Source organism: Cephaloticoccus primus (assembly GCF_001580015.1).
GTDB lineage: Bacteria > Verrucomicrobiota > Verrucomicrobiia > Opitutales > Opitutaceae > Cephaloticoccus > Cephaloticoccus primus.
In genome coordinates this window covers 32,144-46,427 of sequence record NZ_LSZQ01000068.1, presented here as the reverse complement: position 1 = coordinate 46,427, position 14,284 = coordinate 32,144, and the positions used below count along the sequence as shown (strand labels likewise).

The following is a 14,284-nucleotide window of genomic DNA, read 5'->3' as shown; positions in this document are numbered from 1 at the left end:
AAGGGAAAACCCGTGCCGCCGACCGCTCCCGAACGAATCACCAGCCTCCAAAACCCGCGCGTAAAACAGCTCGTGAAGCTGCGCGACCGGCGCCCGCGCGACGAAGCGGGCGTTTTTTTAGTCGAGGGCTACCGGCAAATCCGCCGCGCGCTGGAAAAGCGCATCGCGCTGCGCGAGCTCTACTTTTGCCGCGAGTGCTTCCTCGGCGCCAACGAAGACGCGCTGCTCGCCGAGGCGCGCGCGGCCGGCACCGAGCTGGTCGAGCTCTCCAGGCACGCCTTTGAAAAGGTCGCCTACCGCGAGCGGCCCGACGGGCTCCTCGCCGTCGCTCCGCAATGGCGGCGCGAGCTCGCCGACCTGCAGCTGGGCACCGCCCCCTTTCTCCTCGTCGTCGAGGGCATCGAAAAACCCGGCAACCTCGGCACGATCCTGCGCAGCGCGGATGCGGCGGGCTGCGATGCCGTGATCGTCTGCGATCCGGTCACCGATATTTTTAACCCCAACGTCGTCCGCGCCTCCACCGGCGTGCTGTTCTCCGTGCCGCTGGTCGTCGCCGAGAGCCGCACCGTCGCCGCGTGGCTGCGCGAGCGCGGCATCCGCAGTGCAGCGACGACGCCGCACAGCGAGCAGCTCTACACCGCGGCTGACCTGCGCGGCCCGCTCGCCCTCATCATGGGTAGCGAGCAATACGGCCTGAGCGAATTCTGGATGAGCCGCAGCGACCTGAAGCTGCGCATCCCGATGGCCGGCCAGGCCGATTCGCTGAACGTCGCGATGGCCACGATCATCACGCTCTTCGAGGCCGTCCGCCAGCGAGGAGGAGGCAGCGCGCGATGAGCTCCGCTTCGCCGCCACTCCAGCAGTCGCCTCCCGCGCAGGCACCCGCGCCCAAGCTCTCGACCGAGCTCGCGCGGTTGCGCGCCCGGTTGGGCACGCGCCCCGTCACCCTCCGCGAAGTCACGGTGACGCTGCGCGGCCGCGCCTACGTGCTGATCATCATCCTGTTTTCACTGCCCTTCGTCGTGCCGATCCCGCTGCCGGGCGTCTCCACACCGCTGGGCGCAGCGATCGGCTTCATCGCGCTGCGGATGGCCCTCGGGCGGCGCCCCTGGCTGCCCGCGAAGTGGCAACGCCGTGAGCTGCCCGCCGGTTTTTTCCAAAAAACCTTCGCCCTCGCCGAACGCGTGATCCGCTGGCTGGAGGCACTGCTGCGACCGCGGCTCCTGTGGGTCGTGGGCGAACCCGCAGGCGCGCAGCGGCTGCACTCACTGGTGATCGTGCTCGCCGCGCTGATCCTGCTGCTGCCGCTGCCAATTCCCTTCAGCAACACCTTGCCCGCATGGGCAATCTTGCTCATCGCCGCCGGAGTACTGGAGCGCGACGGGCTCGCCATCCTGCTGGGCCATGTGGCCTTCGTCCTCGGCGGCCTGTACCTGCTGCTGCTCGGCACCGCCGCCCAACAGCTCGGCCAATCCTTCTGGCACTGGCTCAACGCCTAGCACGCCAGCAAAAGAAACTGTCCCACTACGCGTGGAGCGGGGTCGCAGACCCGTTTATTTTGCGAGCCGCTCGCTGGCGGCTCGTCAGTGTCTCCTGCCATTTACTGTGCGTTTTGAGCTTCGGCCCCTGTCGTGAAACGACAGGGGGAGGCTCCTTGAATTTGCGATTTTGTTCGGGCGCAAAGCGCACGAATTAAAATCGCAAATTGAATGGAAGTGGCGACCCGCCACCGCCACGCGCGCAGCGGGAAAAAAAACCTCACGCGACCGAGAACGCGTAAATGGTCGTCCGTTTTTGCGGTGTGCCCGGGTGCACGAGGATGTCGCCGAGCTCGGGACGGTGCGCGCCATCGGGGTAGCCTTGCGCCTCGAAGCAAATCCCTGCGTGCGGCCCGTAAGCGCAACCCGACTTGCCGATGAGCGAGCCGTCGAGCTTGGCGCCCGTGTAGAACTGGAGCCCGCACTCGTTGGTCGAGACCTCCAGCACGCGGCCCGATTTTTCTTCGTAAACGCGCGCGACCCGCGTCGGCGCATCAGCCGCCGCGGCTGTGGCGCGGATGAAGTAGTGCTCGCCATGCCCGCCAAAAAGCTGCGGGACGACTTCGCGCAAGCGGCGCGGCTGGCGCAGGTCGTTACCCGTGCCGCCCACGGGCGTAAGGTGGCCGGAGAGCGTCATCGCGGCATCCGCCGCCGGGATGTGATGCTCGGCGAAGATCTGCACCTGGTGGTCGAGCGCATCGCCGCTGCCCTCGCCCGCAAGGTTGAAGTAGCTGTGCTGCGCCATCGACAGTGGCGTCACCCGATCACTCGTCGCACTCGTCTGGACGACGAGCGCATTATCCGCGCGCAGCGTGTAGGTGAGCTCCACGTCGAGCGCGCCCGGGTAGCCGTTTTCCCCATTGGGGCTGTGGTAATGCAGCGTGATCGAATCGGCCTCGACGCGCCGCACTTCCCAGAAACGCCGCCCGAAACCCGCGCCGCCGCCGTGCAGGTGATTGGGCCCGTCGTTGAGGACGAGCTGGTGCGTGCTGCCGTCGGGCAGGCGCAGCCGACCCGCCGTGAGCCGACCCGCGATCCGGCCCACGATCTCGCCGAAGCTGGGGTGCGCGCCGAGATAGCGCTCTGCCTCGGCAAACCCGAGGACGACGTCCGCGAAAACGCCCGCGCGATCAGGTACGCGCAAGCTCACGACGATGCCGCCGTAGTTAAGCACCTCGGCCGACGCGCCCGCCGCATTGCGGATCACGTGGGCTTCGAGGCGCGCGGGCGGAGCGGGCGGGGCAGAGGGATCGGAGACGGGCGAGGAAGACATGGGAGGAATAAACGACGACGCAGTTTTATGCTAAACGATGAGAGAGAAACGCAGTCTGGGCCGAGGTTCCGGGCGCGCGGTGCCTTTTGTGGCCGCCGCCTTTCCCTCCGGCGCGCGCGCCCTTTCCTTTAGCTATAGCGTTGCCAGTCGAGCTTGTGCTGGTCGATCCAGCGGTAGTGGTCGGCGTAGCGCAGGCCAGCCGCCGAGTTTTCGTCGAGCAGCACGATGGCGCGCGGGTGCATTTGCAGTGCCGAGCCCGGGCAGATCGCCGAGAGCGGCCCTTCGATCATGTGCTCGACGGCGCGGACTTTTGAGGGGCCAAAGGCGAGCAGCAGGCACTGGCGCGCGTCGAGGATCGTCCCCACGCCCATCGTGATCGCGTGCTTGGGCATGGCCGATTCGCTGTCGCCGAAGACCTCGCTGTTATCGCGCAGCGTTTGCTCGGAGAGGATTTTTATCCACGTGCGCGAGCGCAGCGAACCGGTGGGCTCGTTGAAGCCGATGTGCCCATTGCGCCCAAGCCCGAGGAGCTGGATGTCGATGCCGCCCGCTGCGGCGATGCGCTGCTCGTAGCTGCGGCACTCCGCGAGCAAGTCCTCCGCCATCCCGTCGGGCACGTGCGTACGCGCACGGTCGATGTTGATGTGCGCGAAAAGGTGGTCGTCCATGAAGCGGCGGTAGGACTGCGGGTGACTCGCGGGCAGCCCCACGTACTCGTCGAGGTTGAAGGTCGTGACTTTGGAAAAGTCCAGGCCCTCCTCGCGGTGCATGCGGATCAGCTCCTTGTAGAGGCGCAAGGGCGTGCGGCCTGTGGCGAGGCCGAGCACCGCAGCGGGCTTTTCGCGGACGACTCGGGCGATGATCTTGGCGGCGAGCAGGCAGCCTGCTTCGGCACTGGGCTGGATGAGGATTTCCATAGGGTGTTCAGGGTTTGTTGTGTGTGTGGGGGGGAAGAAAGGGGAACGGCACGCACGGGCGAGCCAGGAGGCACGTCACGCGCGGGCAACGAGCACCCGCACCGCGCGCGAAAAGGAAACGCCACGGCTAGCTGCCGCGCCGCTTCAGCCTGCGTTGCAGCGCTTTCACATCGGGGCTCAGCGACGCGCATTCGCCGCTGGCGCAGCCGCCGCCGCCGCTTTTGGAAAACACGCGCCACAGCAGCCACGCGGCGGCGGCGGCCACGACGAGCAGGGCGAGGACTGTTTGGAGTTCGGGAGATTCGGGCAACATGGCGGCGGGCGGCACGGTTAGGACAAGGCAAGCGGGGAGGCTACGCTCTTTTTCGCTCAAAACCCGAGCGCGCGCCCGACCTGGTAGACGGCGAAGCACACCAGCCACGCCGTCCCCGTCATGTAGGCGATTTGAAAGAGCGGCCAGCGCCACGAGTTCGTCTCGCGCCGCACCACCGCGACCGTCGCCACACACTGCATGGCGAACACGTAAAAAATCATCAGGCTCAGGCACACCAGCGGCGTAAACAGCGGCCGCCCATCCGGCCAGGTCGCCGCCGCCAGTGCCTCGCGCAGCGGCGTCGTATTCTCCTCGGGGTCATCCACATTGAAGACTACGCCCATCGTCGAGACGAAGACCTCGCGCGCCGCAAACGACGTGATCAGCCCGATCCCGATCTGCCAGTCAAAGCCCAGCGGCTCGATCACCGGCTCGATCAAGTGCCCCGCCTGCCCCGCGAAACTCTGCGCCAGTTGCCCGCTCTCCTCCACGCCCTCCGGCGCGCGCGGGTAGCTCGCCAGAAACCAAAGCACGATCGAGATCGCCAAAATGATCGTCCCCGCGCGCTTCAGAAACAGCCCCGCCCGGTCGAGCATCTGGCGCGCCACATCCTTGAGCGCGGGCAGCCGGTACGGCGGCAGCTCCATGATCATCAGCGGCGGCTCGCCCTTGAGCAGCGTCTTCTTGAACAGCCACGCGAAGCCGAAGGCCCCGCCCGTCCCCAGCGCATACATCAGCAGCATCAGCCCGACCTTGCCCGCCACCGACACCGCCTCGCCCGGCAGCAGCGCCGCAATCATCAGCAGGTACACCGGCAGCCGCGCCGAGCAGCTCATCAGCGGCGCCACGAGGATCGTCACCAGCCTGTCCTTGTGGTTCTCGATCGTGCGCGCCGCCATGATCCCCGGGATCGCGCACGCATAGGAACTCAGCAACGGGATAAACGACTTACCATTCAGCCCTACACGGCTCATCAGCCGATCCATGATAAACGCCGCGCGCGCCATGTAGCCGGTGCTCTCCAACAGCCCGATGAAGAAAAACAAAATCAGGATCTGCGGCAGGAACACCACCACGCCGCCCACACCGGCAATCGCCCCATCAGTGATCAAGTCGCGCAAATCGCCCTCCGGCAGCCGCGCCTGCACCCAGTCCGAAAAGCGCGCCACGCCGCCATCGATCCAGTCCATCGGGTACTCCGCGAAGGTGAAGATGCTAAAGAAAATCAGCGTCATCAGCCCGCCGAGAATCAGCCAGCCCCAGAGCGGATGCGTCACCACCGCGTCGATCCGGTCGCTGCGGCTCGGCTGCCCTCCCCCAGCCCCTCCCGCTCCTCCCGCGCCATCGGCTCCACCGCCGCGCTGCTCCACGACCTGCGCGCACAGGCGCGAAATCGCATCGTAGCGCGAGGCCACCAAAACCGCCGCCCAATCCGTGCCCGCCGCGAGCCAGCGCTGGTGCCACTGCGCCAGAATCTCCGCGCGGCGGGAGGGGCGGGAGGGGCGGCCACTGCCGCCGTCGGCACGATTGGCCCCGGCGCCAGCCTCACTCGCACCGCCGCCCGCCGCATTCTCGGTGAGCAGCAGCAACGCCTCGGCGCGGGCGAGCAGCGGCGGCTTGCCCTCGTCCTCCATCAAGGCGGCTTGCAGCTCGGCCACCGCAGGCGCGATTTCTGCCGGTATGTCCCACGCGCGGCGCGGCAGCGGCAAGCTCGCGCGGCTCATCGCCAGCCGCAGCTCCACCAGCCCCTTCCCGTTCACCGCCTCGCAGGGGATGACGGGAATACCCAGCTCGTGCTCAAGCCGCGACACGTCGATCCGCAGCCCCGCCTCGCGGGCCACATCCATCATGTTGAGGACGAGGATCACGGGCCGCCCCAGATCAAGCATCTGATGCACGAGGTACAAATTGCGCTCCAGGTTCGCGGCATCGACGATGCACAAGACCCGCTCCGGCGCGGGCGTATCCGCACGCCGGCCCAGCAGCACGTCGCGCGTGACCGCCTCGTCCGGCGAGCGCGCCGCCAGCGAGTAACTCCCCGGCAGGTCGATCAACGTGATCGGTTGCCCATGCTGCGACCAGCTCGTGCCGACCTTCTTCTCCACCGTCACGCCCGGGTAGTTGCCGATCTTCTGGCGCAGCCCCGTCAGCGCGTTAAACAGCGTGCTCTTCCCGCAGTTCGGGTTGCCCACAATCGCATAGGTCGGCATCGGCCGCCGTGCACCATCCACGGGCGCAGCGGATGCAGCAGCGCGCGGCGGCGGAGGGGGCGGGAGGGGCGGCACTTCGGGAGAGGAAGCGGAGCGTGTGGAAGCATTCGACATGGCGGCGCGGAAGATCAGGCCTCGGCCATAACGGGCTCGACGAAGATGTGCTCCGCCTCGCTCTGGCGCAGCGTCAGATGGTAGCCGCGCACCTTGATTTCAATCGGGTCGCCCAGCGGCGCGCGCCGCACCAGCGTAAGCGGCGTCCCGACCAAGACACCCATTTCGCGCAGCCGCAGGGCTGCCGTGCTGCCCGCCCCTCCCGCCGGAAGCTCACGCACGACCGCACTCTGGCCCGCAGCCAGTGAAGAAAGACTCGTCAATTCAGACATGGGAAAAATGTTCGGAGAGTGGGTATGAGCAGCGGGAGAACACAACAGCAGCGGAGGCAAACGACACGGGCCCATCGGTCATGATAAGCCGGGCGACGGAGCGGACGGGGCGGGAGGGGCGAGCACCTGCACCTGAATTCTGCGGGCCGCCTCGTGACTGAGCGCGAGCCGCGTCTCTCCCACCTGGCAAAGGGTCGTCCCGCGGCCCGAGAGCTTCGTAATCACCGCGTCCTCGCCAAAGCCCATCTCGCGCACCCGCTGGCAAAACGGCGCATCTCCCGCCAGAGCCAAAACCCGCCCGCGTGTCCCAGCCGGAAGCTGGCAAAGCGGCAGGTGCGGCGCAGGGATTGCGGGAGGATTCGGTGAATCGGCCATTCGGGAAAGAGGACGCGCAGCGCATTGAGAACCGCACTCAAAGTCAACGGCCCCTTTCTCCTCTTTTAAAGAGGCAGGCAGAAGCGCATATTAAGATACCTTAAGACTGCCCCACTACCCATTATAACTTGCCGCTCAGCATGAATTATGCGCGCTTGATAGCCACCATGTGGCAGACCCCCGCAGCCCCTCAATGAGCAACGAGCCGACAACAAAACCGCTCCTCGCGGGCGGAATTCGCGCGATTGGGGCGCTTTTTTTAGCTCTGATTACAAGTGCCTTCACCGCTCACGCTCAAATCACCATCACTCTTCCCGGACTGGATATCAATGGGGCATACACACTCACCGCTGATCCGAATACAACCCTCAATATTACCGAACCGATCACCGGAAATGGGGGCCTCAATATCCTGGGGGAAGGCCAGGTAAACTCATCCGCAATCAACTCATTGGAGGGAGTTATAGACATAAGAGGTGCCAAATTCAGGCTCCACGGTGAAGGACGGATGAATAGCCGCATTTTCATCAACGTCCGAAATGGCGGCACCTTTTTCATGGATAGTACAGGGCAAGATGGAATTGACTACCTCTCCAACGATTCTGCAGTCTCCCTGATTGCAGGAAACCTGACACTTCTCGGGAGCACGGCTGAAGGCATTGGTGATACTGAAGAAAACCTCGGTCGGCTAATCCTTGGTTTTGGAGCCAATGAGATCAGCTTATTCAAACAAAATACAGCTGGCAAAATGAGTTTACGCCCAATCAGCCGCTTTGAGCGAACGAATAACAACACATTAAACCTCATCGCCAACCGCGATTGGGGCTTCGACGAAGATGATATTGTCAGCCTGTACTGGGACTCATCCATAACGGGTGCAAATAGCATAATTACAGCTAGCGAAATCACTCCTTGGGCGACAATCGAAGGCTTAAACTGGGGCCGTATCATGACCTCAGGAAACTTCCGCTACATAACCACTACAAGTAACTACAACACAGGTAAAGCAAATACATGGAAGTTTGGTGACAATGTGAGTATTGAAGGAGGCACCAGTCAGACCATTTCCAACAACCCTACAATCAATTCGCTCAGGTTCGCAGACTCCTCTCAAGCCTCAGCACTCACCCTTGATGGAGGTACTCTGACTATTCGCTCTGGAGGAATACTGACTGCATCAACTGGATCCACAGCTCCCGCTCTCATTGCAGGCACAGGGCAGATTTTCGCAAATGCCTCGGCATTCATTCACACCTATAAAGACCTCGAAATTCAAGGGTCCGTTCGGCTCATCTCCCAAGGATCAGCTAGTTACATTGTTAAAACAGGGCCACGGAACCTCATCTTGAACAGCACGGGGCAGCATGTGTTTAATCGCGTTACAATTTACCAAGGGCAGGTCCGGCTAAACCAGGGCACGATCCGCACTAACCAAATCACGGTAGGTGACAGGGCAGGAACGGACGTCTTGGCACTTCCCGCCAATCAAACTAACCCGCTCGTAGGGCTCGGCGGACACTACGGAGATTTTCCCTTTATTACGCTTATGGGAGGTCCTCCCGGCCTCCCCAACGAGGAGGCGATTCTGCGCTTCGGCGGAAATACGAAGCAAAGTCTCCGCGGCCTGCAAATCCAGGATCGGGGCGTGGTTGACTTCGTGGGCGGAGCACTGAACGGCAAAGAAAACATACTCTACCTCGACGCGCTCACCATTAGCGGCGCAGATGCGCAGCTCATCATCCGCAATTGGGACGACCGCGCTGACTATCTCCTCGTTCGGCGCAGCTACGGCGACGTAAACATCCCGCCAATTCTCAATCAGATCCACTTCGAAGGCTACGGGCCCGCCATGTGGCGCGAACACTATCTGGAAGGGTACAGCGACTACTGGCAGATCACCCCGATGCCCGAGCCCGGCACCTACGGTGCAATCTTCGGCAGCCTCGCCTTCGGCCTGATCGTATGGCGCAACAAACGCCGCCGAACCGAATGAGGTGCCCCCCCGGTGACTTCTCGAACAGCAGATTGGCAGTGCAGGCTGTTTCGGCAGGCGGGCTGCCCCGCCACTTCGTGAGTTCAAAACCAGATCGACGTCTGCGCATCCTCCTTTTTCTCGCAAAACCCCGCCAGCCCAACTCCAGCCAAGCGGTAACGGGTATCTGCAGGCAGGTTGACGCGCTCCAGCAGGCCCAGCGCCACCCGAGTAAAGGCGCCCAGTGAATGGGGTGGGGTTTCAGGAGTCCGGCTGCGGGTCAAAATCCGGAATTGCGCAGTCTTGAGCTTGAGGACCACGGTCCGCGGACTGCGATCCGTCTTTAGCCGCGATTCCCAGGTGCGCTCAGCGAGGCGTCTGATCAGCGGTGGCAGCTCACACAGTGGCAGATCTTCGGGAAACGTATCTTCCGAAGACAGCGATCTCACCGGCTGCTCGGGCTCCACCGGCCGCTCGTCAACCCCGCGCGCGCAGCGATAGAGGCTGAGGCCGAAGCGCCCAAACTCGCGCAACAACAGGTCCAGCGGCAAGCAGCGCAACTCACCGACAGTGCTGACCCTGAGCCTGGCCAACTGCTGCTGCGTCACCTTTCCCACGCCCGGGAGCCGCGCCACCGGCAGCGAAATCAGAAAGGCGTCCACCTGCGCGGGCCTGACTACGCACAGGCCGTCGGGCTTGTTCCAGTCCGAGGCGATCTTGGCGATAAACTTGTTTGGTGCCACGCCCGCCGAGGCAGTAAGGCCGGTAGCCTCGCGGATGTGTGCGCGGATCGCCTTGGCAGTCGCGGTCGCACTGGGCAAGGGGATCCGCGGTGCAGTCACATCCAGGTAGGCCTCGTCCAGCGACAGCGGTTCGACGAGGTCGGTATGGGCCAGGAAAATCGCACGCACCTGACGCGAAACCGCTTCGTAGCGCGGGAAATCTGGCGGCACGAAAATCGCATCCGGGCACAGGCGCTCCGCGCGCAGGGCAGGCATGGCCGAGTGAATACCGTACTGGCGCGCCTCATAGGAAGCCGCGCACACCACCGAGCGCGCTCCCCGCTTGGCGACCACGACCGGGCGACCGCGCAGGGACGGGGTATCGCGCTGCTCGACCGAGGCAAAAAAAGCGTCCATATCCACGTGCAGGATCTTGCGCATAACGGAAAGAGCACCACAGGGCGCGCTGACAAACAGCGCAACGCGTTACGGCCGGAGCCTCACATCTGAAGCGGTGTCAGTGCCGTGCGCAGCTCGACATCCGCATTTATCGCCGCCCGAGCGAGTTTTTTGTCATTCGTCGCCAAAACGGCTCCAGCCCCCATCGCCAGCGCCAAGTACGCGGCATCGTATGCACTCAACTCATGCGCCCGCGCCAGAGAGAGGATCTGGTAATGATCACTCACATCCTGAACCCTCATTCTTACGCTATGGACCGTCGCCAGAGATTCCAAACCATCGTTCTTTGAAATCCGGCCTCGGCGCTCGTTGGTGAGGAGAATATTACAGAACTCGAACCAGAATAAAGGCACTGTGATTGCACGAAAAGGAGCCAACCTCAGCTCACGCAAGAGTCGCCGCCCCACATCGCTTTGCTCATCAGGCATCACCCACGAAGCGGCCATGGAGACATCAATGACAATTGGCTTTTTCATCTCCGTCCCTCGTCACGTGCAGAGATGATTTCCTCAATCGTCATGGGAGGCCCGATGACCCGATTCGGCCACTGCAAGAGCCTATCAATGGCTGCCACGCGGTCTGCGAGTTCTTCTTCCGACAAAGGCTCCTCTTCCCAATCCGCGTCACCCTGCTCGGGAAATGCCAAGCTTCGGCTGTCATCCATCAAAATGGCCCCCGCACCGTCCTTGGTTTTGATCCGGATGCGGCCGTGCTTCTGCAAAACCTCATCCAGCAGGCTTTGGGCCTCGTTTACGAACTGCTCGGCGCTGACTTCGGTGATCATGGCTGGGCTCCTTTTAAATGAGTTCGCCGCATACCCGATCGGGACGCGGTTCGGGCCGAGCGTTTCGCCAGCCGACAGCAAAGTCAAACCAGCCGCCAATCATGCCGCACAATGAAAGGCTCTGGCCACTGCGCGTGAGCGGTGGGAGGACGACCCTACGCGGGCGGCGGCAGGCGGTGCCTGCACCCTATTTACTGAGCGGTTTGCTCGGCGGGCGTTCCGCCCGCCGAGCAAACCGCTCAGTAAGAGATACCCGACCTCCGGTCGGATCGGAGATTGAACCCGTCAACTTTTTCACCGTGCCCAAATGGGTTCCCTCTTCATTCGCGCACGAGCTGAAGTACCTGACGAGCCGCCAACGAGCGGCTCGCCAAATAAACGGGTCTGCGCCCCCGCGCCGCGCGCGGGGCGGGCTTCGCGCTCAGCGGCTGCGGCGTTTGAGCGCGAGCTGGACGCCGGAGTAGCTCACCAGATTTTGCAGGTGCTCGTACTGCTGCGGATCGAGGTTTTTGCTTTCCTCGATCTGCTGTTGCGCGCGCTTTAGCGCTTCCTCGACCGCGCGCTCATCAATCGCGTCTTCCGAGCACGCGTGCTCGGCCAGCACCGACACCTTATCGCCCGAGATTTGCGCAAAACCACCGCCGACCGCGAGATACTGGGAACCGCCGCTACCGGTCCTGGTTGCGACGAGCTCGCCGTTTGCGACCTGCGTCAGCAACGGGATGTGCCCGGGGAGGATGCCGATCTCGCCCTCGACTGTGGGGATGACGACCGCATCCACCGTGTCGGAGTAGACGCGGGCCTCGGGCGTAACGATTTCCAGGGTGAGTGACATTTTTTGAAAAACGGCAGTGTCTGTGCGTGGCGCGTAAAAAAACGGCGGCGGCGGGGAAATGCGAAAAATAGACGCGCGGCTTACTTGGTAGGCGCTTGCTTGTGGGTGCGCGGGTTTACTTGTTCTTCGAGGCGGCGAGGACTTCGTCGATCGAGCCCTTCATGTAGAAATCGCCCTCGGCGACGTCGTCGAGCTCGCCGTCGAGGATCATCTTGAAACCGCGCACGGTGTCCTTCACCGAGACGTATTTGCCGGGCGAGCCGGTGAAGACCTCGGCCACGTGGAAGGGCTGCGAGAAGAAGCGCTCGATCTTGCGCGCGCGGTAGACGGTGAGCTTGTCCTCGGGCGAGAGCTCATCGAGACCGAGGATGGCGATGATGTCCTGGAGGTCCTTGTAGCGCTGGAGGACGCGCTGGCACTCGCGGGCGACCTGGTAGTGCTCCTCGCCGACGATGCCGGGCTCCAGCGCCTTCGACACCGAGGCGAGCGGATCGACCGCCGGGTAGATGCCCTTTTCGGCGATAGCGCGCTCCAGAACGATGGTCGAGTCGAGGTGGGCAAAGGTGTTCGCGGGCGCGGGGTCGGTGAGGTCGTCCGCCGGGACGTAGACCGCCTGGAAGGAGGTGATGGAGCCTTTCTTGGTCGAGGTGATGCGCTCCTGGAGCTGGCCCATCTCGCTGGAGAGCGTGGGCTGGTAGCCGACCGCCGAGGGCGAGCGCCCGAGCAGCGCGGACACCTCGGAGCCGGCCTGCGAGAAACGGAAGATGTTGTCGACGAAGAGCAGCACGTCCTGGTTCTTCTCGTCGCGGAAGTACTCGGTCATCGCCAGCGCAGAGAGGGCCACGCGCATGCGGGCGCCCGGGGGCTCGTTCATCTGGCCGTAGACGAGCGCGACCTTCGAGTTGGCGAGGTTCTTCTGATCAATGACGCCCGCATCGGACATCTCGTGGTAGAGGTCGTTGCCCTCGCGCGAGCGCTCACCGACTCCGGCGAAGACGGAGTAGCCGCCGTGCGCCTTGGCGATGTTGTTGATGAGCTCCATGATGACAACGGTCTTGCCGACGCCCGCACCGCCGAAGGCGCCGACCTTGCCGCCCTTCGTAAAAGGTGCGATCAGGTCGATGACCTTGATGCCGGTCTCAAGGATCTCGGCATTCGTGTCCTGATCGGCGAGCGAGGGCGCGGCGCGGTGGATCGGGTACTTCTTTTGGTAGGCGACCGGGCCGCGGCCATCGACCGGCGTGCCGGTCACGTCAAAAATCCGCCCGAGGACGCCTTCGCCCACAGGCACGGAAATCGGCGCGCCCGTGTCCTCGACTTCCATGCCGCGCTTGAGCCCTTCGGAGGAGGACATCGCAATCGCGCGGGCGAGCCCGCCACCGAGGTGCTGCTGGACTTCGAGCGTCAGTGTCTCGGCCTTGCCGGAGGCTTCAAACTCGACGGTCAGCGCCTGGTAAATGGGCGGGATCTGATCTTCCGCGAACTGCACGTCGACGACGGGGCCGATGATTTGGGCGATTTTTCCGGTTTGGCTCATGGCTGTTTTTTAAAAAAGGGATAAAAGAAAAAGGGGGATAAAAGTGAGTGTGAGATGCGGCCGCGCGCTTATGCGGCGACGTATTGGGCGGCGGCGATTTCGAGGATTTCCTGAGTGATGGCCGCCTGACGCGCCTTGTTGTACTCGAGGGTGAGGTCGTCGAGGAGCTTCGAGGCGTTGTCCTTGGCGGTCTTCATGGCGACCATCCGCGCGCTAAACTCCGAGGCCTTGGCCGAGAGCACGAGCTGGTGGATGAAGCGGTTGACGTAAAACGGCAGCAGCGCGGCGAGCACGCGCGGCGCATCGGGCTCGAAGAGCATCTCGCGGTCGTCACGCGGCAAGGCCCCGCATACGCCGGTCTCGGCCTCAAGCGTCGCAGCGAAATCGCGCACATTGGTCAGCGGCAGGATCGGGCGGAGGAGCGGCGTCTGCACGAGCGTGTTTTTGAAGCGCGGGTAAATGACCTCGATCGTGTCGATCTCGCCCGCTAGAAAACGCTCGGTCATGAACTCGATGGCGACCTTCACGTCGTTAAAGCTGGCGCGGTCATCGACCACAAACTCGGCGATCAGGTCGCGCTTCGTGCGGGCCAGATACTGCGCGCCCTTGCGGCCAATCGCCACAAATTTGGCCGCGCCCTGCACCTCGCCGACGAGCTTGAAGAGGTTCGCATTGAGCGCGCCGCAGAGGCCGATGTTGGTCGTCAGGAGCAGGATGCCGCGCATCTTGACTTCGCGTTTTTCCAGAAAGGGATGCTGCGCGCCGTCGGCTCGCGTGGCGAGCGAGGCGAGCATCTGTGCCATGAGCTGCGCGTAGGGGCGGCCCGCGAGCGTGGCCTGCTGCGCGCGCTTCATCTTCGAGGCAGCCACGAGCTCCATCGCCCGGGTGATCTGGCGGGTATTTTTGACCGACTTGATGCGGCGGCGGATGTCGCGGGTGGAGGCCATGTGTCAGGGCTGCAAG

General features: G+C 63.5%; 15 protein-coding genes. 3 read left to right on the top strand and 12 right to left on the bottom strand.

Going from position 1 to position 14,284, the window contains the following annotated elements; all coding sequences use genetic code 11:
- Positions 1-12 precede the first annotated feature (12 nt).
- Both AXK11_RS08840 and AXK11_RS08835 read left to right on the top strand, forming a co-directional pair.
- A complete protein-coding gene (locus AXK11_RS08840) occupies positions 13-837 on the top strand; it encodes a TrmH family RNA methyltransferase (RefSeq protein WP_068631353.1) in 825 nt (274 codons plus the stop codon).
- Positions 834-1,499, top strand: a complete 666-nt coding sequence (locus AXK11_RS08835; protein WP_068631352.1) for an exopolysaccharide biosynthesis protein — start codon at positions 834-836, stop codon at positions 1,497-1,499. Before AXK11_RS08840 ends, AXK11_RS08835 begins: the two co-directional genes overlap by 4 nt.
- Before the next feature lie 259 nt (positions 1,500-1,758).
- Here AXK11_RS08835 and AXK11_RS08830 read toward each other — a convergent pair whose 3' ends face one another.
- The 6 genes from AXK11_RS08830 to AXK11_RS08805 all read right to left on the bottom strand — a co-directional run bounded on the left by AXK11_RS08830 (position 1,759) and on the right by AXK11_RS08805 (position 7,012).
- Entirely contained in the window at positions 1,759-2,811 is a 1,053-nt protein-coding gene (locus tag AXK11_RS08830; protein ID WP_068631350.1) for an aldose epimerase family protein, read from the bottom strand.
- Between the two features lie 128 nt (positions 2,812-2,939).
- Positions 2,940-3,728: a glucosamine-6-phosphate deaminase gene (nagB, locus tag AXK11_RS08825; RefSeq protein WP_068631348.1), complete on the bottom strand. Its 789-nt coding sequence runs from the start codon at positions 3,726-3,728 to the stop codon at positions 2,940-2,942.
- Between the two features lie 127 nt (positions 3,729-3,855).
- Positions 3,856-4,041 carry a hypothetical protein gene (locus AXK11_RS08820; protein ID WP_156469296.1) on the bottom strand — a complete coding sequence of 62 codons (186 nt, stop codon included), beginning with the start codon at positions 4,039-4,041 and terminating at the stop codon, positions 3,856-3,858.
- Positions 4,042-4,097: 56 nt separating this feature from the next.
- Complete coding sequence (gene feoB, locus AXK11_RS08815) at positions 4,098-6,365, bottom strand: ferrous iron transport protein B (RefSeq protein WP_231865820.1); 2,268 nt, start codon at positions 6,363-6,365, stop codon at positions 4,098-4,100.
- 14 nt (positions 6,366-6,379) lie between these two features.
- Positions 6,380-6,637 carry a FeoA family protein gene (locus AXK11_RS08810; RefSeq protein ID WP_068631342.1) on the bottom strand — a complete coding sequence of 86 codons (258 nt, stop codon included), beginning with the start codon at positions 6,635-6,637 and terminating at the stop codon, positions 6,380-6,382.
- 78 nt (positions 6,638-6,715) lie between these two features.
- Complete coding sequence (locus AXK11_RS08805) at positions 6,716-7,012, bottom strand: FeoA family protein (protein WP_082781070.1); 297 nt, start codon at positions 7,010-7,012, stop codon at positions 6,716-6,718.
- A 193-nt stretch (positions 7,013-7,205) separates the two neighbouring features.
- Between AXK11_RS08805 and AXK11_RS09925 the strand changes: the two genes are divergently transcribed.
- Positions 7,206-9,005: a hypothetical protein gene (locus AXK11_RS09925; RefSeq protein ID WP_156469295.1), complete on the top strand. Its 1,800-nt coding sequence runs from the start codon at positions 7,206-7,208 to the stop codon at positions 9,003-9,005.
- An 83-nt stretch (positions 9,006-9,088) separates the two neighbouring features.
- On the opposite strand, the gene dinB is transcribed toward AXK11_RS09925, so the two are convergent.
- The 6 genes from dinB to atpG all read right to left on the bottom strand — a co-directional run bounded on the left by dinB (position 9,089) and on the right by atpG (position 14,268).
- A complete protein-coding gene (gene dinB / locus AXK11_RS08795; RefSeq protein ID WP_068631336.1) occupies positions 9,089-10,147 on the bottom strand; it encodes a DNA polymerase IV in 1,059 nt (352 codons plus the stop codon).
- A gap of 59 nt (positions 10,148-10,206) precedes the next feature.
- Positions 10,207-10,641 carry a type II toxin-antitoxin system VapC family toxin gene (locus tag AXK11_RS08790; RefSeq protein ID WP_068631334.1) on the bottom strand — a complete coding sequence of 145 codons (435 nt, stop codon included), beginning with the start codon at positions 10,639-10,641 and terminating at the stop codon, positions 10,207-10,209.
- The gene (locus tag AXK11_RS08785; RefSeq protein WP_068631332.1) at positions 10,638-10,949 is read right to left on the bottom strand and encodes a hypothetical protein; all 312 of its coding nucleotides are present in this window, start codon (positions 10,947-10,949) and stop codon (positions 10,638-10,640) included. Before AXK11_RS08785 ends, AXK11_RS08790 begins: the two co-directional genes overlap by 4 nt.
- Before the next feature lie 421 nt (positions 10,950-11,370).
- Positions 11,371-11,784: an ATP synthase F1 subunit epsilon gene (atpC, locus tag AXK11_RS08780; RefSeq protein ID WP_068631330.1), complete on the bottom strand. Its 414-nt coding sequence runs from the start codon at positions 11,782-11,784 to the stop codon at positions 11,371-11,373.
- Between the two features lie 115 nt (positions 11,785-11,899).
- Positions 11,900-13,321, bottom strand: a complete 1,422-nt coding sequence (gene atpD / locus AXK11_RS08775; protein WP_068631327.1) for a F0F1 ATP synthase subunit beta — start codon at positions 13,319-13,321, stop codon at positions 11,900-11,902.
- Between the two features lie 68 nt (positions 13,322-13,389).
- Positions 13,390-14,268 carry an ATP synthase F1 subunit gamma gene (gene atpG, locus AXK11_RS08770; RefSeq protein WP_068631325.1) on the bottom strand — a complete coding sequence of 293 codons (879 nt, stop codon included), beginning with the start codon at positions 14,266-14,268 and terminating at the stop codon, positions 13,390-13,392.
- Positions 14,269-14,284 lie beyond the last annotated feature (16 nt).

Excerpts from the sequence above, each read along its gene's own strand:
- dinB (WP_068631336.1), bottom strand. The coding sequence starts at position 10,147 with ATGCGCAAGATCCTGCACGTGGATATGGACGCTTTTTTTGCCTCGGTC.
- AXK11_RS08820 (WP_156469296.1), bottom strand. The coding sequence starts at position 4,041 with ATGTTGCCCGAATCTCCCGAACTCCAAACAGTCCTCGCCCTGCTCGTC.
- AXK11_RS08785 (WP_068631332.1), bottom strand. The coding sequence starts at position 10,949 with ATGATCACCGAAGTCAGCGCCGAGCAGTTCGTAAACGAGGCCCAAAGC.
- atpC (WP_068631330.1), bottom strand. The coding sequence starts at position 11,784 with ATGTCACTCACCCTGGAAATCGTTACGCCCGAGGCCCGCGTCTACTCC.
- AXK11_RS08810 (WP_068631342.1), bottom strand. The coding sequence starts at position 6,637 with ATGTCTGAATTGACGAGTCTTTCTTCACTGGCTGCGGGCCAGAGTGCG.
- AXK11_RS08805 (WP_082781070.1), bottom strand. The coding sequence starts at position 7,012 with ATGGCCGATTCACCGAATCCTCCCGCAATCCCTGCGCCGCACCTGCCG.
- AXK11_RS09925 (WP_156469295.1), top strand. The coding sequence starts at position 7,206 with ATGAGCAACGAGCCGACAACAAAACCGCTCCTCGCGGGCGGAATTCGC.
- atpG (WP_068631325.1), bottom strand. The coding sequence starts at position 14,268 with ATGGCCTCCACCCGCGACATCCGCCGCCGCATCAAGTCGGTCAAAAAT.
- atpD (WP_068631327.1), bottom strand. The coding sequence starts at position 13,321 with ATGAGCCAAACCGGAAAAATCGCCCAAATCATCGGCCCCGTCGTCGAC.
- AXK11_RS08835 (WP_068631352.1), top strand. The coding sequence starts at position 834 with ATGAGCTCCGCTTCGCCGCCACTCCAGCAGTCGCCTCCCGCGCAGGCA.
- AXK11_RS08790 (WP_068631334.1), bottom strand. The coding sequence starts at position 10,641 with ATGAAAAAGCCAATTGTCATTGATGTCTCCATGGCCGCTTCGTGGGTG.
- nagB (WP_068631348.1), bottom strand. The coding sequence starts at position 3,728 with ATGGAAATCCTCATCCAGCCCAGTGCCGAAGCAGGCTGCCTGCTCGCC.
- AXK11_RS08830 (WP_068631350.1), bottom strand. The coding sequence starts at position 2,811 with ATGTCTTCCTCGCCCGTCTCCGATCCCTCTGCCCCGCCCGCTCCGCCC.
- feoB (WP_231865820.1), bottom strand. The coding sequence starts at position 6,365 with ATGTCGAATGCTTCCACACGCTCCGCTTCCTCTCCCGAAGTGCCGCCC.